This is a genomic window from Streptomyces sp. NPDC051183 (assembly GCF_040682455.1).
Taxonomy (GTDB): Bacteria; Actinomycetota; Actinomycetes; order Streptomycetales; family Streptomycetaceae; genus Streptomyces.
Genome location: NZ_JBFBBA010000029.1, coordinates 91,810 through 116,232, shown reverse-complemented (window position 1 = coordinate 116,232; position 24,423 = coordinate 91,810). Strand labels below are relative to the sequence as shown.

The 24,423-nt window shown below is 71.5% G+C and carries 24 protein-coding genes; 14 read left to right on the top strand and 10 right to left on the bottom strand.

The window, feature by feature from the left end:
• Positions 1-116 precede the first annotated feature (116 nt).
• From AB0M99_RS24720 to AB0M99_RS24700, 5 genes are all read right to left on the bottom strand, one after another.
• Positions 117-1,055, bottom strand: a complete 939-nt coding sequence (locus tag AB0M99_RS24720; protein WP_365923914.1) for a zinc metalloprotease — start codon at positions 1,053-1,055, stop codon at positions 117-119.
• Between the two features lie 221 nt (positions 1,056-1,276).
• The gene (locus AB0M99_RS24715) at positions 1,277-2,938 is read right to left on the bottom strand and encodes an alkaline phosphatase D family protein (RefSeq protein ID WP_365923900.1); all 1,662 of its coding nucleotides are present in this window, start codon (positions 2,936-2,938) and stop codon (positions 1,277-1,279) included.
• Positions 2,939-3,044: 106 nt separating this feature from the next.
• Positions 3,045-3,842, bottom strand: a complete 798-nt coding sequence (locus tag AB0M99_RS24710; RefSeq protein WP_365923898.1) for a DsbA family protein — start codon at positions 3,840-3,842, stop codon at positions 3,045-3,047.
• 51 nt (positions 3,843-3,893) lie between these two features.
• Positions 3,894-4,583, bottom strand: a complete 690-nt coding sequence (locus AB0M99_RS24705) for a hypothetical protein (protein WP_365923896.1) — start codon at positions 4,581-4,583, stop codon at positions 3,894-3,896.
• A gap of 61 nt (positions 4,584-4,644) precedes the next feature.
• Positions 4,645-5,970, bottom strand: coding sequence for a DUF2252 domain-containing protein (locus tag AB0M99_RS24700; RefSeq protein WP_365923894.1), 1,326 nt, complete (start codon positions 5,968-5,970; stop codon positions 4,645-4,647).
• A gap of 171 nt (positions 5,971-6,141) precedes the next feature.
• On the opposite strand from AB0M99_RS24700, the gene dnaE reads away from it, so the two are divergent.
• A complete protein-coding gene (gene dnaE, locus AB0M99_RS24695) occupies positions 6,142-9,684 on the top strand; it encodes a DNA polymerase III subunit alpha (protein ID WP_365923892.1) in 3,543 nt (1,180 codons plus the stop codon).
• Positions 9,685-9,803: 119 nt separating this feature from the next.
• Here dnaE and AB0M99_RS24690 read toward each other — a convergent pair whose 3' ends face one another.
• Positions 9,804-9,971, bottom strand: a complete 168-nt coding sequence (locus tag AB0M99_RS24690; protein ID WP_365923890.1) for a hypothetical protein — start codon at positions 9,969-9,971, stop codon at positions 9,804-9,806.
• Between the two features lie 209 nt (positions 9,972-10,180).
• Between AB0M99_RS24690 and AB0M99_RS24685 the strand changes: the two genes are divergently transcribed.
• From AB0M99_RS24685 to AB0M99_RS24670, 4 genes are all read left to right on the top strand, one after another.
• The gene (locus tag AB0M99_RS24685) at positions 10,181-11,485 is read left to right on the top strand and encodes an NYN domain-containing protein (protein ID WP_365923888.1); all 1,305 of its coding nucleotides are present in this window, start codon (positions 10,181-10,183) and stop codon (positions 11,483-11,485) included.
• A 61-nt stretch (positions 11,486-11,546) separates the two neighbouring features.
• Positions 11,547-12,554: an ABC transporter ATP-binding protein gene (locus AB0M99_RS24680; RefSeq protein WP_365923912.1), complete on the top strand. Its 1,008-nt coding sequence runs from the start codon at positions 11,547-11,549 to the stop codon at positions 12,552-12,554.
• The gene (locus AB0M99_RS24675) at positions 12,551-13,327 is read left to right on the top strand and encodes an ABC transporter permease (RefSeq protein WP_365923886.1); all 777 of its coding nucleotides are present in this window, start codon (positions 12,551-12,553) and stop codon (positions 13,325-13,327) included. The genes AB0M99_RS24680 and AB0M99_RS24675 overlap by 4 nt, the downstream gene beginning before the upstream one ends.
• A gap of 106 nt (positions 13,328-13,433) precedes the next feature.
• Complete coding sequence (locus AB0M99_RS24670) at positions 13,434-14,060, top strand: DUF2567 domain-containing protein (protein ID WP_365923910.1); 627 nt, start codon at positions 13,434-13,436, stop codon at positions 14,058-14,060.
• A 209-nt stretch (positions 14,061-14,269) separates the two neighbouring features.
• On the opposite strand, the gene ybaK is transcribed toward AB0M99_RS24670, so the two are convergent.
• Genes ybaK through AB0M99_RS24655 form a run of 3 tightly spaced genes read right to left on the bottom strand, consistent with a single transcriptional unit; the run spans position 14,270 to position 17,143 of the window.
• Positions 14,270-14,761, bottom strand: a complete 492-nt coding sequence (gene ybaK / locus AB0M99_RS24665; protein ID WP_365923884.1) for a Cys-tRNA(Pro) deacylase — start codon at positions 14,759-14,761, stop codon at positions 14,270-14,272.
• Positions 14,761-15,498, bottom strand: a complete 738-nt coding sequence (locus AB0M99_RS24660) for an LON peptidase substrate-binding domain-containing protein (RefSeq protein WP_365923882.1) — start codon at positions 15,496-15,498, stop codon at positions 14,761-14,763. The genes ybaK and AB0M99_RS24660 overlap by 1 nt, the downstream gene beginning before the upstream one ends.
• Positions 15,499-15,544: 46 nt before the next feature.
• A complete protein-coding gene (locus AB0M99_RS24655; protein ID WP_365923880.1) occupies positions 15,545-17,143 on the bottom strand; it encodes an oxidoreductase in 1,599 nt (532 codons plus the stop codon).
• Positions 17,144-17,294: 151 nt separating this feature from the next.
• Here AB0M99_RS24655 and hisD point away from each other — a divergent pair, with 151 nt between their 5' ends.
• Genes hisD through hisF form a run of 8 tightly spaced genes read left to right on the top strand, consistent with a single transcriptional unit; the run spans position 17,295 to position 23,008 of the window.
• Positions 17,295-18,617 carry a histidinol dehydrogenase gene (hisD, locus tag AB0M99_RS24650; RefSeq protein ID WP_365923878.1) on the top strand — a complete coding sequence of 441 codons (1,323 nt, stop codon included), beginning with the start codon at positions 17,295-17,297 and terminating at the stop codon, positions 18,615-18,617.
• Positions 18,614-19,726 carry a histidinol-phosphate transaminase gene (locus AB0M99_RS24645; RefSeq protein WP_365923876.1) on the top strand — a complete coding sequence of 371 codons (1,113 nt, stop codon included), beginning with the start codon at positions 18,614-18,616 and terminating at the stop codon, positions 19,724-19,726. The genes hisD and AB0M99_RS24645 overlap by 4 nt, the downstream gene beginning before the upstream one ends.
• The gene (gene hisB, locus AB0M99_RS24640; RefSeq protein ID WP_365923874.1) at positions 19,723-20,316 is read left to right on the top strand and encodes an imidazoleglycerol-phosphate dehydratase HisB; all 594 of its coding nucleotides are present in this window, start codon (positions 19,723-19,725) and stop codon (positions 20,314-20,316) included. The genes AB0M99_RS24645 and hisB overlap by 4 nt, the downstream gene beginning before the upstream one ends.
• 2 nt (positions 20,317-20,318) lie before the next feature.
• Positions 20,319-20,486 carry a hypothetical protein gene (locus AB0M99_RS24635; RefSeq protein ID WP_365923872.1) on the top strand — a complete coding sequence of 56 codons (168 nt, stop codon included), beginning with the start codon at positions 20,319-20,321 and terminating at the stop codon, positions 20,484-20,486.
• Entirely contained in the window at positions 20,483-21,133 is a 651-nt protein-coding gene (gene hisH, locus AB0M99_RS24630; protein ID WP_365923870.1) for an imidazole glycerol phosphate synthase subunit HisH, read from the top strand. The genes AB0M99_RS24635 and hisH overlap by 4 nt, the downstream gene beginning before the upstream one ends.
• The gene (gene priA, locus AB0M99_RS24625; RefSeq protein ID WP_365923868.1) at positions 21,133-21,870 is read left to right on the top strand and encodes a bifunctional 1-(5-phosphoribosyl)-5-((5-phosphoribosylamino)methylideneamino)imidazole-4-carboxamide isomerase/phosphoribosylanthranilate isomerase PriA; all 738 of its coding nucleotides are present in this window, start codon (positions 21,133-21,135) and stop codon (positions 21,868-21,870) included. Before hisH ends, priA begins: the two co-directional genes overlap by 1 nt.
• Positions 21,867-22,256: a RidA family protein gene (locus AB0M99_RS24620; RefSeq protein ID WP_365923866.1), complete on the top strand. Its 390-nt coding sequence runs from the start codon at positions 21,867-21,869 to the stop codon at positions 22,254-22,256. The genes priA and AB0M99_RS24620 overlap by 4 nt, the downstream gene beginning before the upstream one ends.
• A complete protein-coding gene (hisF, locus tag AB0M99_RS24615; RefSeq protein WP_365923864.1) occupies positions 22,253-23,008 on the top strand; it encodes an imidazole glycerol phosphate synthase subunit HisF in 756 nt (251 codons plus the stop codon). The genes AB0M99_RS24620 and hisF overlap by 4 nt, the downstream gene beginning before the upstream one ends.
• A 303-nt stretch (positions 23,009-23,311) precedes the next feature.
• Here the strand turns inward: hisF and AB0M99_RS24610 are convergent, their stop codons facing one another.
• Entirely contained in the window at positions 23,312-23,944 is a 633-nt protein-coding gene (locus AB0M99_RS24610; RefSeq protein ID WP_365923862.1) for a TIGR03085 family metal-binding protein, read from the bottom strand.
• 84 nt (positions 23,945-24,028) lie between these two features.
• Here AB0M99_RS24610 and hisI point away from each other — a divergent pair, with 84 nt between their 5' ends.
• Entirely contained in the window at positions 24,029-24,412 is a 384-nt protein-coding gene (gene hisI, locus AB0M99_RS24605) for a phosphoribosyl-AMP cyclohydrolase (protein WP_365923860.1), read from the top strand.
• The last annotated feature ends 11 nt before the right edge of the window (positions 24,413-24,423 follow it).

The following is a 24,423-nucleotide window of genomic DNA, read 5'->3' as shown; positions in this document are numbered from 1 at the left end:
CCCTGCCGCCTGGGGGCCGGCCACTCGGGCCCGGGGCGCGGCCGGGGGGGGGGGCGGGGCCGCGCCGTCCTCCCCCCGGGGCGGGCCGCGCCCCCGCCGTTTCCGGCTCTCGCGGGTCAGCCGCGGTAGGCGGTCCAGGAGCTGTTCATGCGGGCCACCTGGCCGGCGGTGAACTGGTACATGCAGGCGTCGTACGTGTAGTCCATGAAGTTGTGGATCGGGTCGACGCCCGCCTTGCTGGCGCAGCTGTCACGGCCGGTCGGGCACTCGAAGGCCGCGCTCTTCTCGGCCGGGGTGTCCGAGACGGAGTCGCCGCTGCCGTTACAGCCGCCCTGGAAGGTGTGGTAGAGCCCCATCCAGTGGCCGACCTCGTGGGTCGCGGTGTCGCCCTCGTTGTAGTTGGCGGAGGAGCCGCCGGGCAGCGAGGAGTCGAGGACGACGACGCCGTCCATGTTCGGCTGGGAGGCGTAGGAGCTGGGGAAGGTGGCCCAGCCGAGCAGCCCGCCGGACAGGTTCGCGGTGTAGAAGTTCAGCGCGTTCGCGCCGCCCTTGCGCAGCGCGGTCTTCATGTTCTTCTCGGCCGTGGAGCCGGACGCCAGGTTGTACCAGGAGGCGTTGTCCGTGTAGTCGGTCCCCGCCAGGGTGAACTGGTAGTTCGTGTTGACGTTGCCGGTGCCCTGGCCGCCGTAGGCCGCGTTGAGGACCGCCAGCTGCTTGCTGATGTCGGTGGACGTCAGCTTTCCGGTCGTACCGGAGTGGATGACGTGGAAGTACACGGGAATGCTCGTGACGGCCTCGGCGGCGCGCAGGCTGCGCTGCTGCTTCGAGGCCTGGTCCAACTTCGCCTTGAGGTCGGCGTCCATGGCCTTGGTCTGGGCCTCGGTGACCTCGTTGGGCTCGGCCGCGTGCTGGTCCTTCGGGCGCGCCACGCGGGCGTTGGCCGCGCCGGTGGCCTCCTCGGCGCACACCTCGGCGCCGGTCTTGGCGGCGGCGAGGGTGGTGGGGGCGGCGAGGGGGGTGAAGGCCAGGGTTCCGGCCAGGACGGCCGTACCCATCAGGCGGCGGCGAAGAAGGGGGGATATGCGGGCAAGAGCGCGCACGTGTGCTCCTCGCGAGTGGGGGAATGGCTGGAGGGATCTCCTCAGCTGGCGCGAAGCTTACGTGCGCATGTCATAAACAGGTCAAGGGTCGTACGTAAAAGATTTGTTGCTTCTGATGCCAATGGGGCGCCTGGTCTGAACCAAGCGCCCCATCAAACCGCAAATTTGACGGTGGGTCAGCGAACCGGCTGGTCGGCCCGCTCCACCTTCTGCGAGCCGTTCAGCGTCCGGTACGAGCGCTCCCAGCGGGCCGTGGCGTCCTGTCGGCGCTTGTCGGACACGACGTAGTAGTCCATCTGCGAGCGCTCGGCCGTCACGTCCAGCACGCCGTAGCCGTGGGAGTCCATGTCCAGCCACTTCACGTGCCGGTTGGCCGCCTTGAGCGCCGTTTCGGCCACCAGAGAGGCCGTGTCCGCCGGGACGTGCAGCATGTCGTCGATGTTGTCGGAGGTCACCGACGTCACCACGAACTCCACGCCCGCGGACCGCGACCACGGGTAGGTGGCCGCCGTCACCGGGACGTCGTTCGCCCACGCCATGTGGATGTCCCCGGTCAGGAAGACGGTGTTGCGGACGCCGCGGTCCGTCAGGTGGCCGAGCAGCTCCTTGCGGTCGTCCGTGTACCCGTCCCACTGGTCCACGTTGATCGCGATACCGCCCGTGGGCAGGCCGAGCAGCTCCGCGAGCGGCTCCAGCAGGTGCGCAGGCAGCGAGCCGAAGGCCACCGGGGAGATCATCACCGAGGTGCCGACCAGCTTCCAGGTCGCCTGAGAGCCCGCCAGACCGGCCTTCAGCCAGTCCAGCTGGGCGCGCCCGGTGAGGGTGCGCTCCGGGTCGTCCACCTTGCCGCTGCCGATTCCGACCTGCTGCGAGCGGAAGCTGCGCAGGTCCAGCAGGTGCAGGTCGGCGAGGGTGCCGAAGCGCAGCCGCCGGTAGACGGTGCCCTCGGTGGAGGTGCGGACCGGCATCCACTCGAAGTACGCCTGGCGGGCGGCCGCCGCGCGGACCGCGAAGTCGCCCTCGGTGCCCGGCGTGTGGTTCTCGGCGCCGCCGGACCAGGCGTCGTTGGCTATCTCGTGGTCGTCCCAGATCGCGATCATCGGGTGCGCCAGGTGCAGGGCCTGGAGGTCGGCGTCCGTCTTGTACTTGCCGTGCCGGGTGCGGTAGTCGGCCAGGGTGAGGATCTCGTGCGCCGGCTCGTGGCGGCGCACGACGTACTTGTCCTCGGGGTAACCCCCGGTCTGGTACTCGTAGATGTAGTCGCCGAGGTGCAGGATCGCGTCCAGGTCGCCGCGCGCGGCCAGGTGGCGGTACGCGGAGAAGTAGCCCGACTCCCAGTTGGCGCAGGAGACCACGCCGAAGCGGACCCCGGGGGTCGTGGCCTCGGCGGCCGGGGCGGTGCGGGTGCGCCCGACCGGGGAGACGGTGGTGCCCGCGGTGAAGCGGTACCAGTACGCCGTCTGCGGCCGCAGGCCGCGCACATCGGCCTTGACCGTGTGGTCGGAGGCGGCGGAGGAGGTCACGGAGCCGCCGGCGACGATCCGGGAGAAGCCCTTGTCCTCGGCGATCTCCCAGGTCACCGTGGTGGCCGCGCCCTTGCCGGAGCCGGGTACGGCCTCGGCGGTGGGGGTGACGCGGGTCCAGAGCAGGATGCCGTCGGGCAGCGGGTCGCCGGAGGCGACGCCGTGCAGGAAGGCGGGGGCGCTCTCGGCGGCGCGGGCGGTGGTGGAGCCCAGCGCGACGATCGGGGCGAGCGCGGCCGTGGCCGCCGCGGCCTTGACGACCGTACGGCGGCGCGGTGCCGACGAGGCGGCAGAAGAAGAGAGATGACTGGTCACGGGCGGTCATATTACTGATCGGTATATGTGCCAGTACAGCCCTGGGAAGGCAACAGGCGGGCGAACTCTGAGAGTTCGCCCGCCTGTCCGCGGAAGGGGAGGGGGGTCAGCCGGCGATGGCCTTGTCGACCGCCGCCGTGAACTGCTCGGCCGACTGCGGGATCGGGTCGATCTTCTTGCCGTCCATCTTCAGCGTCGGGGTGCCCTGGACGCCGCTCTTGTCGAAGACCTTCGACATTTCGAGCGCCCAGCGGTTGTAAGTGCCCTCCTCGACGGCCTTCTTGAACTCGGCGTTGTCCTTGAGCGCCGGCACCTGGTCCGCGATCTTCAGCAGGTAGTCGTCCTTGCCGAACTTGTCGTCCTTCTCCTCCGGGTGGTTCGTCGCGGAGTAGAGGGCCGTCTTGTACTCCAGGAACGCGTCCGGGCTGACGTTCAGCGCCGCGCCCAGAGCGCTCAGGGCGTTCTTCGAACCGGAGCCGCCGAAGCCCTTGTCGAGGAAGGTGGCGCCGATGAACTGGATCTTGTACTTGCCCGCGTCGAGGTCCTTCTTGATCTGCGGGCCGTTCGTCTGCTCGAAGGTCGCGCAGACCGGGCAGCGCGAGTCCTCGTAGAGCTCCAGGGTCTTCTTGGCCTCCGCCTTGCCGATGACGACGGTCGTGCCGTTGTCGCCGGTGGTGTTCTTCGGCTGGACCAGCTTCGAGTCGGCGGCCTTGTCCCACTCGTCGGGCTGGTTCGCCTGCACGACCAGGTAGCCGACGCCGCCGGCCAGGGCGAGGGTCGCGGCGACGCCGCCGGCCACGAATATCTGGCGGCGGACGCGGGCCTTCTTGGCCTGCTGCTCGCGCTCGGCGCGCAGCCGCTCGCGGGCCGCCGCCTTGTTCGCCTGGCTGTTGCGTGCGCTCATGGTGTTCTCCGTGGGGTGTGACTCGGGTGAAAGGGGGGACTGCCGTGTACGTCAGGCGCTCGCGAGCGCGCCGCGTACGGGAGGTCCCCGCCGTCCCACGGAGTGCACGGGGAAGCGGGTACGGGCCCCCGCGCCCGGACGTACCGGCCGCGGCACCCGCCGCGCCGGACCGCAGGCCGCCGCGGCCGAGGCCGCGACCAGCAGCAGCGGACGGAAGGCGAAGGCGGCCACCGCGCGCACCAGCTGCCCCAGCGCGCGCTCGCCGTGCCGCAGCCACACCGCGGCCAGCAGCCCGACGCAGACGTGCCCGCCCAGCAGCAGCCACGGCGTCCACGGCCCGGGCGCCGCCAGCAGCGCCGCCGGATCGGCGACGGGCCCGGCCACCTCGGCCAGCGGGCCGCCCACCGGCGTGCCGCCGCACAGCTCCTCCAGCCCGAGCGCGCGCAGCGGACCCGATACGGGACCGCCCGCCGGGCCGTAGCAGACGTGCTGGCCGGCGGTGAAGACGGTGTCGGCCGCCAGCTCCAGCGGCACGAGCAGGCCGGCGATGGGGCCGAGGCCCCGCTCGCGGCCCGCGAGCGCGTAGGCGATCACGAACACGGCGGCGAAGGCGCCGCCCACCAGCAGGGGAGGCAGCGGTACCCGGGACATGAGGACGTGCGAGCCGGCCGAGAGCAGCACGACGAGCGCGCTGAACAGCGCGGCCCGCAGCGCCCTCGGTCCTGCCCCTGATATGTCCATCGCGGCGAGTCTGCCATGTGTCCCTGTGAAACCGGGTCCTGGGTCCCGGCGGACCAGGGACCTAAGGCATGATCCGGCCGTTGCGGAAGAGGTCCACGAAGATCTGGTGGTCGGCGCGGGCCCGGGCCCCGTAGGCGTGGGCGAAGTCCACCAGCAGGTCCGCGAAGCCCTCCTCATCGGCGGCGATGGCCGCGTCGATGGCCCGCTCCGTCGAGAAGGGCACCAGGGTCTGCCCGCTCTCGTCCGCGTCGGCGGCTCCGTGCATGGTCGCCGTGGCCCGGCCCAGGTCCGCCACGACGGCCGCTATCTCCTGCGGGTCGTCCAGGTCCGACCAGTCCAGGTCCACCGCGTACGGGGAGACCTCGGCGACCAGCTGACCGGCCCCGTCCAGCTCCGTCCAGCCCAGCCACGGGTCGGCGTGCGCCTGGAGGGCCCGCTGGGAGATCACCGTGCGGTGCCCCTCGTGCTGGAAGTAGTCCCGCACCGCCCGCTCGGTGATGTGCCGGGACACCGCCGGGGTCTGCGCCTGCTTGAGGTAGATCACGACGTCGTTCTCCAGAGCGTCGCTGTGCCCCTCCAGCAGGATGTTGTACGAGGGCAGGCCGGCCGAGCCGATCCCGACGCCCCGGCGTCCCACCACGTCCTTGACCCGGTAGGAGTCCGGCCGCACCAGCGACTCGTCGGGCAGGGTCTCCAGGTACCCGTCGAAGGCGGCCAGCACCTTGTAGCGGGTGGCCGCGTCCAGCTCGATCGTCCCCGCGCCGGGCGCGAAGCGGCGCTCGAAGTCCCGTATCTCCGTCATCGAGTCCAGCAGCGAGAAGCGGGTGCGCGAGCGGGCCGAGCGCAGGGCGTCCAGCAGCGGGCCCTCGGCGGTGTCCAGGGTGAAGGAGAGCACCTCCTCCAGCTTGGCCCCGGTGGCCAGGCGATGGATCCGCTCCCGGTAGGCGCCGGCGTAGGTCCGCACCAGCTCGCTGATCTGCTCGTCGCTGAGCGCCTTGGTGTAGCCGATCAGGGCGACGGAGGCGGCGAACCGCTTCAGGTCCCAGGTGAAGGGGCCGACGTAGGCCTCGTCGAAGTCGTTGACGTTGAAGATCAGCCGGCCGTTGGAGTCCATGTAGGTGCCGAAGTTCTCGGCGTGCAGATCGCCGTGGATCCACACCCGCCCGGTGCGCTCGTCCAGATACGGGCCGCCGTGCCGGTCGCGCTCCAGGTCCGCGTAGAAGAGGCAGGCCGTGCCCCGGTAGAAGGCGAACGCGGAGGCCGCCATCTTGCGGAATTTGACCTGGAAGGCAGCGGGGTCGGCGGCGAGCAGCTCGCCGAAGGCGGTATCGAAAACATCGAGGATCTGCTCGGCGCGCTGCTCGTCGGTCGTCTCGGTAACCGCCATGGCGGATGCCTCCTGGTGGTGCGGTGGATCGGCGCTTTTGATCGGGCGCTGCGGACAGGCGTCCTTGGCTCTGCAACGGATGAAGGTACCCGTCGGTGCCCCGGATGTGTCACCCGGGAGACGTAGGATTCGTAGCTGCCGCCCCTCTCTCCCCACCGGAGGACCCCCACCGTGACCAAGCCGCCGTTCACGCACCTGCACGTCCACACCCAGTACTCCCTGCTGGACGGTGCCGCGCGGCTGAAGGACATGTTCAACGCGTGCAACGAGATGGGCATGACGCACATCGCCATGTCCGACCACGGCAACCTGCACGGCGCCTATGACTTCTTCCACACCGCGAAGAAGGCCGGTGTGACCCCGATCATCGGCATCGAGGCGTACGTCGCCCCGGAGTCCCGGCGCAACAAGCGGCGCATCCAGTGGGGCCAGCCGCACCAGAAGCGGGACGACGTCTCCGGCTCCGGCGGTTACACCCACAAGACGATCTGGGCGGCGAACGCCACCGGCCTGAACAACCTCTTCCGGCTGTCGTCCGACGCCTACGCCGAGGGCTGGCTCACCAAGTGGCCGCGCATGGACAAGGAGACGATCTCCAAGTGGTCGGAGGGCCTGATCGCCTCCACCGGCTGCCCCTCCGGCGAGCTGCAGACCCGGCTGCGCCTCGGCCAGTTCGACGAGGCCCTGAAGGCCGCCTCCGAGTACCAGGACATCTTCGGCAAGGACCGGTACTTCCTGGAGCTGATGGACCACGGCATCGAGATCGAGCGCCGGGTCCGCGACGGCCTGCTGGATATCGGCAAGAAGCTCGGCATCCCGCCCCTGGTGACCAACGACTCGCACTACACCTACGCGAGCGAGGCCGGCGCCCACGACGCCCTGCTGTGCATCCAGACCGGCAAGAACCTCTCGGACCCCGACCGCTTCCGCTTCGACGGCACCGGCTACTACCTGAAGTCCACGGACGAGATGTACGCCATCGACTCCTCGGACGCCTGGCAGGAGGGCTGCGCCAACACGAGGCTGGTCGCGGACCAGATCGACACCGAGGGCATGTTCAAGTTCCGGAACCTGATGCCGAAGTTCGACATCCCGGACGGCTACACCGAGGTCACCTGGTTCCGCGAGGAGACCATGCGCGGCATGCACCGCCGCTACCCCGCGGGCATCCCGGACGACCGGATGAAGCAGGCCGAGTACGAGATGGACACGATCATCTCGATGGGCTTCCCCGGCTACTTCCTCGTGGTCGCCGACTTCATCATGTGGGCCAAGAACCAGGGCATCGCTGTGGGCCCCGGCCGAGGCTCCGCGGCCGGCTCGATCGTCGCGTACGCCATGGGCATCACCGACCTCGACCCCCTCACCCACGGTCTGATCTTCGAGCGCTTCCTGAACCCCGAGCGCGTCTCCATGCCCGATGTCGACATCGACTTCGACGAGCGCAGGCGCGTCGAGGTGATCCGGTACGTGACCGAGAAGTACGGCGCCGACAAGGTCGCCATGATCGGCACCTACGGCACCATCAAGGCCAAGAACGCGATCAAGGACTCCGCCCGGGTCCTGGGCTACCCGTACGCCATGGGCGACCGGCTCACCAAGGCCATGCCCGCCGACGTCCTCGGCAAGGGCATCCCGCTCTCCGGCATCCTCGACCCGCAGCACCCGCGCTACGGCGAGGCCGGCGAGATCCGCGGGATGTACGAGAACGAGCCGGACGTCAAGAAGGTCATCGACACCGCGCGCGGCGTGGAGGGCCTGGTCCGCCAGATGGGCGTGCACGCCGCCGGCGTCATCATGTCCAGCGAGACGATCACCGACCACGTGCCGGTCTGGGTCCGCCACTCCGACGGCGTCACCATCACCCAGTGGGACTACCCGAGCTGCGAGTCGCTCGGCCTGCTGAAGATGGACTTCCTCGGCCTGCGCAACCTCACGATCATGGACGACGCCGTCAAGATGGTGAAGGCCAACAAGGGGATCGACATCGATCTCCTGGCCCTCCCGCTCGACGACCCCAAGACCTTCGAACTGCTCGGCCGCGGTGACACCCTCGGCGTCTTCCAGTTCGACGGCGGGCCCATGCGCTCCCTGCTGCGCCTGATGAAGCCCGACAACTTCGAAGACATCTCCGCCGTGTCCGCCCTGTACCGGCCGGGCCCGATGGGCATGAACTCGCACACGAACTACGCCCTGCGAAAGAACAAGCAGCAGGAGATCACCCCGATCCACCCGGATCTGGAGAAGCCCCTCGAAGAGGTGCTCGCGGTCACCTACGGCCTGATCGTCTACCAGGAGCAGGTGCAGAAGGCCGCCCAGATCATCGCCGGGTACTCGCTCGGCGAGGCCGACATCCTGCGCCGCGTGATGGGCAAGAAGAAGCCCGAGGAGCTGGCGAAGAACTTCACCATCTTCCAGGAGGGCGCCCGGAAGAACGGCTACAACGACAAGGCCATCCAGGCCCTGTGGGACGTACTGGTCCCCTTCGCCGGCTACGCCTTCAACAAGGCCCACTCGGCCGCGTACGGCCTGGTCTCCTACTGGACCGCCTACCTCAAGGCGAACTTCCCGGCCGAGTACATGGCCGGCCTGCTCACCTCGGTCAAGGACGACAAGGACAAGTCCGCGATCTACCTGAACGAGTGCCGCCGGATGGGCATCAAGGTGCTCCCGCCGAACGTCAACGAGTCGGAGCCGAACTTCGCCGCCCAGGGCGACGACGTGATCCTCTTCGGCCTCACCGCGGTCCGCAACGTCGGCCAGAACGTCGTCGAGTCGATCATCAAGACCAGGAAGGCCAAGGGGAAGTACTCCACCTTCCCCGACTTCCTGGACAAGGTCGAAGCCGTCGTCTGCAACAAGCGGACCATCGAGTCGCTGATCAAGGCCGGCGCCTTCGACGAGATGGGCCACACCCGCAAGGGCCTGGTCGCGCACCACGAACCGATGATCGACAACGTCGTCGCGGTCAAGCGCAAGGAAGCCGAGGGACAGTTCGACCTGTTCGGCGGAATGGGCGACGAGGGCGCGAGCGACGAGCCGGGATTCGGCCTCGACGTCGAGTTCTCCGACATCGAGTGGGAGAAGTCCTACCTGCTCGCCCAGGAGCGCGAGATGCTCGGCCTCTACGTCTCCGACCACCCGCTCTTCGGCCTGGAGCACGTGCTCTCCGACAAGACCGACGCCGGAATCTCCCAGCTCACCGGCGGCGAGCACTCCGACGGCGCCGTCGTCACCATCGGCGGCATCATCTCCGGCCTCCAGCGCAAGATGACCAAGCAGGGCAACGCCTGGGCCATCGCCACCGTCGAGGACCTCGCCGGCTCCATCGAGTGCATGTTCTTCCCGGCCACCTACCAGCTCGTCTCCACCCAGCTGGTCGAGGACACCGTCGTCTTCGTCAAGGGCCGCCTCGACAAGCGCGAGGACGTCCCCCGCCTGGTCGCCATGGAGATGATGGTCCCCGACCTGACCTCCGCCGGGACCAACGCCCCGGTCGTCCTCACCATCCCGACCGTCAAGGTCACCCCGCCGATGGTGACCCGTCTGGGGGAGATCCTGCGCCACCACAAGGGCAACACCGAGGTGCGGATCAAGCTCCAGGGGCCGCGCACCACCACCGTGCTGCGCCTCGACAAGCACCGGGTCCAGCCCGACCCGGCGCTCTTCGGCGACCTCAAGGTGCTGCTCGGCCCGTCCTGCCTGGCCGGCTAGCGCGCAGACGCGAACGCGGAGCCGCGAACGCGGAGACGAAGAGCCGCGAACGCGAGACGTGAAGAGGGGCGCGCCCGGGATCCGGGCGCGCCCCTCTTCGTGCCGCTCGCGGAGGCGCGTCAGTTGTGGCCGAACCGCTTCGACTTGCCCTTGCGGGCCATGTCCATCGGGGTCGGTGCCGAGGACGCCGACTCGGGCGAGGACTCCGTCGAGCCCTTCTGGAGATCCTGCTGCGGCGAACGGCTCTGCTGCTTCTGCGGCTGCTTCTGGTTCTTGTTCTTGGCCATGGTGGAGCCTCCGTGAGGGTCTAGGGGCCAGGACCGCCTTCACACTCACACAGCGGCAGAAAGTGCGCATTTTGGATCATTACTGCGCGTAGTCGGCGGTCCTTTCCCCTCCCGCGCGAGATCCGCCACGCCGATGATCGAGTTCCGGCCTTCAACCCCCTTGCGGTCGGGCAGACTCGGGGAAACTCCAAGGACCCCCAGGGAAGAGGGTGGTACGCGTGGACCGCTGCGTCGTCCTGGTGGACGCCGGCTATCTGCTGGGCGCCGCCGCGAGCCTTCTCGCAGGGGAGCCCTCCCGCTCCCGGATCACCGTCGACCATGCCGCACTGATCCAGGGCCTGCGCGAGCGCGCCGAGGCCGACACCGAGCAGCCGCTGCTACGGATCTACTGGTTCGACGGTGCACCCGACCGGGTGCCGCAGCCCGAGCACCGCCGGCTGCGCGTCATGTCCCGGGTCACCGTCCGGCTGGGCGCCCTGACCCGCAGCGACGGGCGCTGGGCCCAGAAGGGCGTCGACGCCGCCATGCACGCCGAGCTCACCGAGCTGGCCCGCAACCGCGCCTGCTCCGACGTCGTCCTGGTCACCGGCGACGGAGACCTCCTGCCCGGCCTGATGTCCGCCAAGGAACACGGGGTCGCCGTACACCTCTGGGCCGTCCAGGCGGCCGACGGCGACTACAACCAGTCCGAGGACCTCGTCGCCGAAGCGGACGAGCGCCGCGTCCTGGACCGCACCTGGATCACCCGGGCCGTCCGCGCCCGCGACCTCGCCGGACTGTGCGCCCCGGCACCCGCCCCCCGGCCCGAGATCGCCGCCATCCTCTCGGCCCCGCTGCCCGAGGCGGCCCTGGCCGAGGCCGCGCGCAACGGCAACGGCGCCGCGGCCCCCGCCGCGCCCGAGGAGCACGGCACCCCCGTACCGGCACCCGCCGGCGCCGGCGGCAAGAGCGTCCCCACGCCCAAGGACCTCGCGGGCTCGCTGCGCGCCCCCGCACAGGGCGCCCCCGTGGGCGGCCAGAACAACGGCCCGCAGGCCGCCCCGGCCGGCAGCGCCCTGCGCTGGTCCTCCGACAAGGGCTGGATCGACCGGGCCGGACCGCTCGGCGAGCCCGCCGAGACGGCCTCCCTGCCCACCCTCGCCCAGCTCACCTCCGCCGAACAGCGCTGGGCGGACCGCGAGGAGGACATCACCACCGTCGGCGGCGACCCCTTCGAGGTCGGCCAGGTCTTCGCCCGCCGCTGGATGGAACGGCTGCCCGAGACCGTGCACCTGCAGAAGCTCGCCACCATGTACCCGCGGATCCCGCACCGGATCGACGGGGAGCTGCTGCGCTACGCCGCCCGGTTCGGCCTCCTGGCCCACAAGGACGACCAGATCGACGAGCACGACCGGTACGCCATCCGGGCCGGGTTCTGGCGCGAGATCGACGTACGGGCCGCCGCCGAGCACCTGTCCGCGACACCGGGCCAGGCCGCCCAGGCCCCCGTCCCGGCCGCCCCGGCAGCCGAGTAGGGGCGGGAACCCCGTAGGCTGCTCCCTCGTGAGTACGGGCACAGCACAGGCGGAAAACGGCGTGGCGGCGGCCGGGGGGTCCACCTCCGACGTGGTCTGCGCGGTGCGTGACCTGGTCAAGACCTATCCGGCGGTACGGGGACGGCGCGGGGCTCCCGCCCTGCCCGAGACCCGCGCCACCGACGGGATCTCCCTGGACGTCCGGCGCGGCGAGATCTTCGGTCTGCTCGGCCCCAACGGCGCCGGCAAGTCGACGCTGGTCCGGCAGCTGACCGGGCTCATGCGGCCCGACTCCGGCGCCGTGACCCTGCTCGGCCACGACCTCGTACGCCACCCCGAGCGCGCGGCCCGGCTGCTCGCCTACCTGGGGCAGGAGTCCACCGCCCTCGACGAGCTCACGGTGGCACTGGCCGCCGAGACCACCGCGCGGCTGCGCGGGCTCGGCGTACGGGAGGCACGGGCCGAGCGGGACTCCGTACTGGAGGAACTCGGGCTGACCGACATCGCCGGGCGGCCCCTGAAGAAACTTTCCGGCGGGCAGCGGCGCCTCGCGTGCGTCGCCGCCGCGCTGGTGGGGGAGCGTCCGGTGCTGGTCCTCGACGAACCCACGACCGGCATGGACCCGGTGGCCCGGCGGGCCGTCTGGGCGGCCGTCGACCGGCGGCGCGCCGAGGCCGGGGCCACCGTGCTGCTGGTCACCCACAACGTCATCGAGGCCGAGACCGTCCTCGACCGGGTCGCCGTCATCGACCAGGGCCGGGTCATCGCCTGCGACACCCCGGCCGGGCTCAAGGCGGAGGTCTCCGACGAGGTCCGCCTGGAGCTGGTGTGGCGGACCGCGCCGCCGCTGGAGGTGCCGGAGGTCGCGGCGCTCGCGCCGGCGGCCGCCGAGTCCGGGCGGCGCTGGGTGCTGCGGCTCGGCCAGGACGAGGCCCGGGCCGCGGTCGCCGCGGTGACCGGGGGGCCGGCCTTCGCCGCCCTCGACGATTTCACTCTGGCGACGCCGAGCCTGGAGGACGTGTACCTCGCGCTGGGCGGGCGTACCTCGAAGGGACTGGTGAAGGCGTGACGACCGCCCTTCCCGCTGTGGGTGTGCTCGCGCCGCGGGCGCGGTTCTTCCCAGCGCTGGCCGCGGTGTACCGGGCGCAGCTCTCGCGGGCCCGCGTGTCGCGGATCCCGCTGCTGTTCGTGGCCACCTTCCAGTCCGTCGGGATCATGATCCTGATGCGCGGGGTCGTCGACGGCGGCTCCGAGGCGCGCGCCGTGGTCGCCGGGTCCTCGGTACTGGTCGTCGCCTTCGTCGCGCTGAACCTGCTCGCGCAGTACTTCGGACAGCTGCGGGCCAGCGGGGGGCTCGACCACTACGCCACCCTGCCCGTGCCGCCCGCCTCGGTGGTGCTGGGCGCGGCCGCCGCGTACGCCTCCTTCACGCTGCCGGGGACGCTGGTGACGGCCGTCTTCGGGTGCGTGCTGTTCGGGCTGCCGATGGGCGGGCTGTGGATCCTGGCCGCGGTGGTACCGCTGGCCGGGGCCGCGCTGGCCGGCCTCGGGGCGGCGCTGGGGCTGCTCGCGCCGCGCCAGGAGCTGGCCACGCTGGCCGGGCAGCTGGGCATGTCGGCGGCGCTGCTGCTGGGGGTGCTGCCGCCGGAGCGGATGCCCGACGTGATCGTGTGGGCGCGGGACCTGCTCCCGTCGACGTACGGGGTCGAGGCGTTCGCGCGGACCTTCGCGCCGCACCCGGACTGGGCCGCGGTCGTCCTCGACCTCGGCGTGTGCGCGGCCGTCGGGGTGCTCTCGCTGGCCGTCGCGACGTGGGCGTACCGGCGGGCGTCGGTCCGCTGACGCGGGTACGGGCGCGGGTGTCGGGCACGCTGCCGGTGCCGGGCGGCGTCCGCCGTGCAGGACCTGGCACGATGTGGGGGTGACCGAAGCCGTGACCCCTCATGACCTGCCGCCGTCGCCGCTCCCGCCGGAGTCCGACGCGGCCATCACCCCGGCGGACATCCGCGACGGGGCCGCCGTCGCCCTGACGGTGGGAGTGGCCGGCGTACTGCTCGGGATGCTGTGGGCCTGGCTCGCGCCGCGGGTGCAGTACGTCTCGAACGGTGAGGCCGTCTTCCTGCGGAACACCGAGAGCGAGGCGCGGATCGGGTCCGACGGGACGTTCCTGCTGCTGTCGGCCGGGCTGGGCGTGCTGAGCGCGGTGCTCGTGTTCCTGTGGCGCAGGCGGGGCGGTGTCCCGCTGGTGATCGGGCTGGTGGTCGGGTCCTGCTTCGCCTCGCTCGTGGGGTGGCGGCTGGGGCTGTGGCTCGGGCCGACGTCGGACCTGGTCGAGGCGGCGAAGCGGGCGGGCAAGGGGGTTCCCTTCGACGCGCCGCTGGAGCTGTTGGCGCACGGGGTGCTGCTGGGGTGGCCGATGGTGGCCGTCGTGGTCCACCTGGGCCTGACGGCCCTGTGGGGCCCGCGGGATCCGGAGCCGCTGCCGGAGTGGCACGACGCCGTTTATCCGCCGGTGCACGTGCATGCCCCGGGCGCGGATGCCGCGCCGGAGCCGCCGCGCGGAGCCGCCTCTTAACGCGCCCCTCGCGCCGCTGCGCGGGCTTCGGCGCGCTGCGCCGGACTCCGTCCGTCGGGGTGCGGGGCGGGGCCGGGGGCGCGGGTTGCCGCTGCGCGGAGCGGTCCCCTACCCGCCCTTCCACCGTTCCCCGGGCTCTGCCCGGACCCGCGCCTCAAACGCCGGCGGGGCTGGATTTGGCTGATGCCGCCGGCCTGGCGGGCTGGATGCTACGGGCGGGCGATGGGGGCGAGCAGGGCGCCGGTCAGGGCGGTGAGGGCGGTCGGGGGGAGTTCGACCTCCAGGCCGCGGCGGCCCGCCGAGACGCAGATCGTGGCGTGCCCAGAGGCGGACGCGTCGACCACCGTGCGCAGGCGCTTGCGCTGCCCCAGGGGGGAGATGCCGCCGCGGACGTAGCCGGTGGTGCGCTCCGCCAGCGCCGGGTCGGCCATCGCCGCCCGCTTGCCGGAGACGGCCGTCGCCAGCGCCTTCAGGTCCAGCGAGCCCGAGACCGGGACCACCGCCACCGTGAGGACCCCGTCCACCTCCGCGACCAGGGTCTTGAAGACCCGGTCCGGGGAGACCCCCATGGCCTGCGCCGCCTCCTCGCCGTACGAGGGGTGCGCCGGGTCGTGCTCGTACGCGTGCACCGAGAACTCCGCACCGGCCGCCGTGAGGGCCGCGATCGCCGGGGTTCCGGCCGGCGGCTTCTTCTTCGCCATCAGTTCGGGCTCGTCGGGGTGCGCGTCAGGTCCACCGCCGGGAGCGACGGCAGGTGGCGGATCACCGCGGTCTCCGCGCGCAGCAGCTTCAGTTCCTCCGCGAGCCGGGTCGCGGTGTCCGGGGCCTGGAGCAGGCGCTGCTTCGCCGGGATGTCCAGCACCGCCGCCGCGGCCACCAGGTACGAGACCACCGATGGCTCGTCGGGCAGCTCCGTCCCCGTCAGGGAGCGTTCGCGGGCTCCGGCCAGTCGCTTCTGGTAGTTGCGGAAGGCCCGCAGCACCCCCTCGGCCAGCGCTCCCGCGCCGTCGCCGGAGTCCTCCGGGAGTTCCTCCAGCTCCGCCGTCAGGAACGGGCCCGAGGGGTCCACGGAGAGCAGCCGCACCCGCGTGGTGCCCGTCGCGAGGACTTCGAAGCTGCCGTCCTCCCGCTCCCGGATCGTCGCCGCGTCCGCGATGCAGCCGACGCGGTGGAAGGCCTGGATCGGATCGGCGCCGAAACCGGCGGCCGGACCGCGCTCGGGCACCGCGGTCTGGTCCGGCAGGCCCGGGGCGGTCGGCGCGACCTCGCGGCCGTCGCGGATGGCGACGACCGCGAAACGGCGCGGCTCTTCCTCGCCCGTCTTCAGCAACTCGCGCATCATGGCGCGATAACGCTCCTCGAAGATGTTCAGCGGGAGGACGAGTCCCGGGAACAGCACCGAGTTCAGGGGGAAGAGGGGCAGGCGAACGGTGGTCACGACGCACAGGGTAGTGGCCCGTGCCCTGGACCGTCTCTCCCGCCGGTCACCCCCGCCTCAGCAGCCGGGAGGCGCCCGCCGCCACGGTCGTGGCCAGGATCCACCCCAGGACGACCAGCGTCGCCGCCCCCCACTGCCATCCGCCCGACAACTTCCACTGGCCGTCCTGGCCGAGATCGATCACGGGCAGCAGGAGATCCAGGGCGAAGAGGGCGGCGTCCCACTGCGGATGCTCGTCCTCCTTGATCGCCGTGGGCTCGCCGTGCCAGGAGAAGAGCAGGGTGCCCGCCGCCCACAGGACGGCCATCCACAGCGCGGCCCGGCCCGGACGGTAGCCGTAGACCACCGTCCAGTCCTGGAGGTACCCCCACGCCTTCACCCCCGGCGGCAGCGTCGCCCGGCGTCTGCGCTGCTTGGCGAGGAGCACCTCGCGGGCCTCCGCGTCCTCCCCGGACGCGCGCAGGACCGCGGCGAGGCGCTCGTACGGTTCCGGCGAGTACTCGGGCGTGGCCGCCGCCACCCAGGCCAGCCGGCGGGAGAGGGGGAAGTGGCCGCGGGGCGCGAGGTTCTCGTAGACGAAGCCCTCGATGGACACCCCGCCCGGTCCCGGCCAGCTCGTGGCGGTGTCGACCAGCTTGACCACCTTGGCCCCGGACACCACCACGCGCCCGCGCTCCGGCCGCTCGCCCACGAAGCGGAACTCCGGGGTCTGGATCCGGCGCAGCGATATCTCCTGCTCGTCGGTCAGCACGAACCGCGCGCCGTAGAAGTCGATGGCGTCGCCGAAGCGCCCGTCGTCCACCCGCAGCCCGCCCCGGCACTCGAAGCGCTGCGCCCGCTGGCCGCGCGTCGGCGTCAGCCCCAGCCCGTACGGGGGAGTGGAGGAGTTCGTGCCGGGCACGTGGTCCAGGGCGATCGAGGTCAGGTACAGGGTCCGCTCGACGGTCAGCTGGGGCGCGTTGAGCGCGAACCGCCCGTACGGATTGCGCAGCCGGGCCCCGCGCAGGTTCATCGACACGCCGACCTTGGCGCCGCGCAGGCTCACCTCCCCGTACGTCTCCAGCAGCTCGCCCTGGAAGTCCTGCGCGACCGATATCCCGTCGGCGGTGATCGCCCGCCCCTTGTTGTCGCGCTGCACCACGGCCTGGCTGATCAGCAGGTCGGTGCCGATCTGCGCGTCGGTCAGCCGGATCCCGCGGGCCACCCGGCACCGCGGCAGGTGTAAGTCGCCCTCGGTGTGCAGCCGCGCCGCCTCCAGCCGGGGTACGGCGCAGTTCATCAGCCGCAGCGTGCCGAAGCGGGCCTCCGAGAGCTGGACCTCGCTGTCGAAGCGGCAGGACTGGAGTTCGACGTACGGGGAGACCGTGCCGCCGGAGAGGTCGAGGCGGCCGGTGATGCGCACGCCGCGCAGCTTCAGCGAGGCGACCCGGCCCGGGACCGGCGGCGGTCCGTGGAGCAGCAGCAGTGCCACCACCCGGGCGCGGACGGTGCGCTCGGGGCCCCAGACCCGGTCGCCGTGCGGATCGTCCTCAGCGGCTGCCCGAGTGCTGAGATCGCAGACGCTGCCCGTTCGGTACGCGCTCCACATGCGGCGTTCCGGTCCGGTCAGATCGGCCGGCTCCTCGTCCGCGCGTGTTTCGGCCATGGCGGCCCCCCTCCGCTGGTCAAACCCTTCGCAGCCGCTGCCCGCGCACTGCGTGTACACGAACGCTAACGGCCGCCGGTGACATCCGGGGCGTGTATCAACCAGTGATACGGGCGAACGGTGCCGTGAGGCGGTCTGAGAGAATCGGGGGGTGATCTCTCGTATCGACCTGCGCGGTGACGCCCTCCCCGAGGGTGGCGCCCTGCGCGATCTGCTGCCCCGTGCCGAGTTCGACGTGGAAGCCGCCCTGGACAAGGTGCGGCCCATCTGCGAGGACGTCCATCATCGTGGCACGGCGGCGCTGATCGAGTACGCGCAGAAGTTCGACGGAGTGAAGCTGGAGCAGGTCAGGGTGCCCGCCGAGGCCCTCAAGACCGCTCTCGACGAGCTCGACCCCGCCGTCCGCGCCGCCCTGGAGGAGTCCATCCGGCGCGCCCGGATCGTGCACCGGGGCCAGCGCCGCACCGAACACACCACCCACGTGGTCCCCGGCGGAACCGTGACCGAGAAGTGGGTTCCGGTGGAACGCGTGGGGCTGTACGCCCCGGGCGGCCGCTCGGTGTACCCGTCCTCCGTCGTCATGAACGTCGTACCGGCCCAGGAGGCGGGCGTCGAGTCGATCGCGCTCGCGTCCCCGCCGCAGGCCGACTTCGACGGCCTGCCGCACCCGACGATCCTCGCCGCGTGCGCGCTGCTCGGCGTGGACGAGGTGTACGCGGCCGGCGGCGCCCAGGCCGTCGCGATGTTCGCGTACGGCACCGACGAGTGCGCCCCGGCGAACATGGTGACCGGCCCCGGCAACATCTGGGTCGCCGCCGCCAAGCGCTACTTCACCGGGAAGATCGGCATCGACACCGAGGCCGGCCCGACCGAGATCGCCGTCCTCGCCGACTCCACGGCCGACCCGGTGCACGTCGCCGCCGACCTGATCAGCCAGGCCGAGCACGACCCGCTGGCCGCCGCCGTGCTCGTCACGGACTCCGCGGAGCTCGCGGAAGCCGTGGAGAAGGAACTGGAGCCGCAGGTCGCGGCCACCAAGCACGTCGAGGACCGGATCAAGCCGGCCCTCGCGGGCAAGCAGTCCGCGATCGTGCTGGTCGACAGCCTGGAGGACGGCCTCAAGGTCGTCGACGCGTACGGCGCCGAGCACCTGGAGATCCAGACCGCCGACGCGCCCGCCTGGGCCGCCCGGGTGCGCAACGCCGGCGCGATCTTCGTCGGCCCCTGGGCCCCGGTCTCGCTCGGCGACTACTGCGCCGGATCCAACCACGTGCTGCCCACCGGCGGCTGCGCCTGCCACTCCTCGGGCCTGTCCGTGCAGTCCTTCCTGCGCGGCATCCACATCGTCGACTACACGCGCGACGCCCTCGCCGAGGTCACCCACCACGTGGTGACGCTCGCCGAGGCCGAGGACCTCCCCGCGCACGGCGCGGCCCTCAAGGCCCGCTTCGGATGGAAGGTGCCGACCCAGTGACCGCCATCGGAATCGACGACCTCCCCATCCGGGACGAGCTGCGCGGCAAGACCCCGTACGGCGCCCCGCAGCTCGACGTGCCCGTCCAGCTGAACACCAACGAGAACCCCTACGAGCTCCCCGAGGAGCTCGTCGCGCGGATCGCCGAGCGCGTCACGGAAGCCGCCCGCACCCTCAACCGCTACCCCGACCGGGACGCGGTCGAGCTGCGCACCGAGCTGGCCGCCTACCTCACCCGTACGGCCAAGCACCCGGTCGCGCGGGAGAACGTATGGGCCGCCAACGGCTCCAACGAGGTCATCCAGCAGCTGCTGCAGGCCTTCGGCGGGCCCGGCCGCACCGCGATCGGCTTCGAGCCCTCGTACTCGATGCACGCGCTGATCTCCCGCGGCACCGGCACCGGCTGGATCTCAGGCCCGCGCCGGGACGACTTCACCATCGACGTGGAGGCGGCCGAGCAGGCCATCGCGGAGCACGCCCCCGACGTCGTCTTCATCACCTCGCCCAACAACCCCACGGGTACCGCGGTCGAGGCGGAGACCGTCCTCGCCCTCTACGACGCCGCCCAGGCGGCCAAGCCCTCGCTGGTCGTCGTGGACGAGGCGTACGTGGAGTTCAGCCACCGCGACTCGCTGCTGCCCCTCATCGAGGGCCGCCCGAACATGGTGGTCTCCCGGACCATGTCCAAGGCCTTCGGCGCGGCCGGCCTGCGCCTGGGCTACCTGGCCGCGCACCCCGCGGTCGTGGACGCCGTACAGCTGGTGCGCCTGCCGTACCACCTGTCGGCCGTCACCCAGGCGACCGCGCTGGCCGCCCTGGAGCACACCGACACCCTCCTCGGCTACGTCGAGCAGCTCAAGGTCGAGCGGGACCGCCTGGCCGTCGAACTGCGGGGACTGGGCTACGAGGTCACCGAGTCCGACGCGAACTTCATCCAGTTCGGGAAGTTCGAGGACTCCCACACCGCCTGGCAGAAGATCCTCGACCAGGGCGTCCTGGTCCGGGACAACGGCGTACCGGGCCGGCTGCGGGTCACCGCGGGCACCCCGGCCGAGAACGACGCGTTCCTGGAAGCGGTTCGCGCACTGAAGAAGGAGCAGCACGCATGAGCCGCATCGGACGGGTCGAACGGACCACGAAGGAGACCTCGGTCCTCGTCGAGATAAACCTCGACGGCACCGGCCAGGTCGACGTCTCGACGGGCGTGGGCTTCTACGACCACATGCTCGACCAGCTCGGCCGCCACGGCCTCTTCGACCTCACGGTCAAGACCGAGGGCGACCTGCACATCGACACCCACCACACCATCGAGGACACCGCCCTCGCGCTCGGCGCCGCCTTCCGGCAGGCCCTCGGCGACAAGGTGGGCATCTACCGCTTCGGTAACTGCACCGTGCCGCTCGACGAGTCCCTCGCGCAGGTGACCGTTGACCTCTCCGGCCGCCCGTACCTCGTGCACACCGAGCCCGAGAACATGGCGCCGATGATCGGCACCTACGACACGACGATGACCCGGCACATCTTCGAGTCCTTCGTCGCGCAGGCCCAGATCGCCCTGCACATCCACGTCCCGTACGGCCGCAACGCCCACCACATCGTGGAGTGCCAGTTCAAGGCCCTCGCCCGCGCCCTGCGCTACGCCGCCGAGTTCGACACGCGCGCGGCCGGCATCCTGCCCTCCACGAAGGGCGCGCTCTAGCCGTGAACGGCCTCAACACCATCCTGATCGTCATCGGCCTGTTCCTGGCCGGTGGCGTGTACTCCTTCCAGAAGCAGCAGATGCCCAAGTCGGTCGTCGTTCTGCTCGCCATCGCCTCCGCGATGTGTCTCGTCGCCGGAGTCCTGCGAATCCAAGGAATCTGGGAATGAGCGCTGCTGCCCCTACCAAGAAGGTCGTGGTCTTCGACTACGGCTTCGGCAACGTCCGCTCCGCCGAGCGCGCCCTCGCGCGCGCCGGCGCGGACGTGGAGATCACCCGCGACTACGACAAGGCCATGGACGCCGACGGACTCCTCGTCCCCGGCGTCGGCGCCTTCTCCGCCTGCATGCAGGGCCTGCGGTCCGTCCGAGGCGACTGGATCATCGGCCGCCGGCTCTCCGGCGGACGCCCGGTCATGGGCATCTGCGTCGGCATGCAGATCCTCTTCGAACGCGGTATCGAGCACGGCGTCGAGACCGAGGGCCTGGACGAGTGGCCCGGCACGGTCGGCCCGCTCAGGGCCCCGATCGTCCCCCACATGGGCTGGAACACCGTCGAGGCCCCGGCCGACAGCCAGGCCTTCGCCGGACTCGACGCCGACGCCCGGTTCTACTTCGTGCACTCCTACGCGGCGCACGACTGGTCCCTGGAAGTCACCAACCCGCTGATCCGCGCCCCCAAGGTCACCTGGGCCACCCACGGCGAACCCTTCGTCGCGGCGGTGGAGAACGGGGCCCTGTGGGCCACCCAGTTCCACCCCGAGAAGTCGGGCGACGCCGGAGCCCAGCTCCTCACCAACTGGATCGAGACCCTGTGATGACTGTGCCCTCAGCGAAGCTGGAACTGCTCCCCGCGGTCGACGTCCGCGACGGCCAGGCCGTACGCCTCGTGCACGGCGTGTCCGGCAGCGAGACCTCCTACGGCTCCCCGCTGGAGGCGGCCCTCGCCTGGCAGGCCGCGGGCGCCGAATGGCTGCACCTGGTCGACCTCGACGCCGCCTTCGGCACCGGTGACAACCGCGACCTGGTCGCCGGGATCACCGGCGCCATGGACATCAAGGTCGAGCTGTCCGGCGGCATCCGCGACGACGCCTCGCTCGCCGCCGCCCTGGCCACCGGCTGCACCCGCGTCAACCTCGGCACCGCCGCCCTGGAGACCCCCGAGTGGGCCGCCAAGGCCATCGCCGAGCACGGCGACCGGATCGCGATCGGCCTCGACGTACGCGGCACCACCCTCAAGGGCCGCGGCTGGACCAGCGAGGGCGGGGACCTCTACGAGACCCTCGCCCGCCTGGACTCCGAGGGCTGCGCCCGCTACGTCGTCACCGACATCGGCAAGGACGGCACCCTGACCGGCCCCAACCTGGAGCTGCTCCGCAACGTCTGCGCCGCCACCGACCGGCCCGTCGTCGCCTCCGGCGGCGTCTCCTCCCTGGACGACCTGCGCGCGCTGTCCGAGCTGGTGCCGCTGGGCGTCGAGGGCGCGATCGTCGGCAAGGCCCTGTACGCCAAGGCCTTCACCCTGGAAGAAGCCCTGAAGGTGGTCTCCGCATGAGCAGCACTCCCGATGTCCGCCGCATCTCCTCCGGCGGCGCCTACGAGGACGTCATCGGCTACTCCCGCGCCGTCCAGCTCCCCAACGGCCTCGTCCTGGTCTCCGGCTGCACCGCCGCCGCCGCCAACGGCCCGTACGACCAGGCCGTCGGCGCCTTCGGCGTCGCCTTCAAGGCGCTGGCGCAGGCGGGCCTCGGCCCCGAGCACGTGGTGCGCACCCGGATGTACCTCACGCACGCCCGGGACGTGGACGAGGTCGGCCGCGCCCACAAGACGCTGTTCGACGAGGTCCGCCCCGCCGCCTCCATGATCATCGTCTCCGGCTTCGTCGACCCCAGCATGGTCGTCGAGGTCGAGGTCGAGGCGTACAAGGAGGTGTCCCCGTGACCCTCGCCGTACGGGTGATCCCCTGCCTGGACGTGGACAACGGCCGGGTCGTCAAGGGCATCAACTTCCAGAACCTGCGCGACGCGGGCGACCCGGTGGAGATGGCCAAGCTGTACGACGCCGAAGGCGCCGACGAGCTGACCTTCCTCGACATCACCGCGTCCTCCGGGAACCGCGAGACCACCTACGACGTGGTGCGCCGCACCGCCGAGCAGGTCTTCATCCCGCTGACCGTGGGCGGCGGGGTCCGCGCCGCGGACGACGTGGACAAGCTGCTGCGGGCGGGCGCGGACAAGGTCGGCGTGAACACCGCCGCCATCGCCCGGCCCGAGCTGATCAAGGAGATCGCGGAGCGCTTCGGCCGGCAGGTGCTCGTGCTGTCGGTGGACGCCCGCCGCACCGCCACCGGCTCCTTCGAGGTCACCACGCACGGCGGCCGCCGCGGCACCGGCATCGACGCCGTCGAGTGGGCGCACCGGGCGGCCGAACTGGGCGCCGGGGAAATCCTGTTGAACTCGATGGACGCGGACGGTACCAAGAACGGGTACGACACCGAGATGATCGCGGCCGTGCGCAAGCACGTCACGGTCCCGGTGATCGCCTCGGGCGGCGCGGGCGAGCTCGCGCACTTCCCGCCGGCGATCGAGGCGGGCGCCGACGCGGTGCTCGCGGCGTCGGTGTTCCACTTCGGCGACCTGCGGATCTCCGAGGTCAAGGCCGTTCTGCGCGAGGCGGGCCACCCGGTCCGCTGAACCGCGCAGCTCGATTCGCCCGGGGGCGGGGCTCGAACCGGAACGTGTGGCGCCGGTGCTGGTCCTCACCCTGGTCCCGCGCTTCCCCCGGGCGGGGGCGGTCCAGAACCTCACCCTGATCCTCGGCTCGGCCGGCATCGGAGCCCTGGCGCCACCGCCGACGATTGCCTCGGCGGTGGCGCTGGACCCGGTGTTCCTCGCCGGGGGCGCGCTGAGCATGGCGGGCGCCGTCGTCGGCACGTCGGCGCCCGCGGTCCGCCGCGCGGAACTGGCCTTCGCCCGAGCGGCCCGTCCCCGGCGGGGTCAGATGCCGAGCTTGGCCGTCGTCAGGGCGGCCACCGCCGACTTCTCGCCGTCGAGCTCCACCGCGGCGGCGTCCTGGCGGCCGAAGCAGAACAGCGTCAGCTCGCCCGGCTCGCCCGTCACCGTCACCACCGGCGCGCCCTTGTGCGCCACCGCCGTCTGGCCGTTGGGGCGGCGCAGCACCAGGCCCACCGGGGAGCGGCGGCCCGTCAGGCGGGCCAGCTTCTCCAGCCGGGACCACAGCGCGTCCGAGAACACCGGGTCCAGCGCCCGCGGCGACCAGTCCGGCTGCGCACGGCGCACGTCCTCCGCGTGCACGTAGAACTCCACCGCGTTCGCCGCCTCGTCGATCTGCTTCAGCGCGTACACCGAGAGCTTCGGCGGGCCGGTGCGGATCAGCTGGATGAGCTCCTCGTACGGCTTGGCCGTGTACTCGGCCATCGCCGCGTCCAGACGGCCCTTCAGCACGTTCAGCAGCAGACCGCCCGCCGCGTCCGGCCGGCGCTCCCGGACGACCACGTGCGCCGCCAGCTCCCGCGCGCTCCAGCCGTCGCACAGCGTCGGAGCCTCGGGACCGGCCGCTTCCAACAGGTCGGCCAACAGCAGTCGTTCACGCTTCGCATGGGTAGACATGCGGGCCAGCCTACGGCCGGAACCCGCCCCGTGCCTGCTCATCAGGCGGACAGTGATCCGTAACCGCGGTCTTCTCGCGGCACAATGGCACCCATGAGTACGTCTTCCCTCGACCCCGCCATCGCCGCGCGCCTCAAGCGCTCCGCGGACGGTCTGGTACCGGCCATCGCCCAGCAGTACGACACCGGCGAGGTGCTCATGCTCGGCTGGATGGACGACGAGGCCCTGCACCGCACCCTGACCACCGGACGCTGCACGTACTGGTCGCGCAGCCGCGGTGAGTACTGGGTGAAGGGGGATACTTCCGGCCACTTCCAGCACGTGAAGTCCGTCGCGCTCGACTGCGACGCCGACACCCTGCTCGTCAAGGTGGACCAGGTCGGGGCGGCCTGTCACACCGGTGCCCGCACTTGCTTCGATGCCGATGTCCTGCCCCTGGCCGACGCTTCCGGCCAGGCCGCCGAATAGGTAAGGAAAGG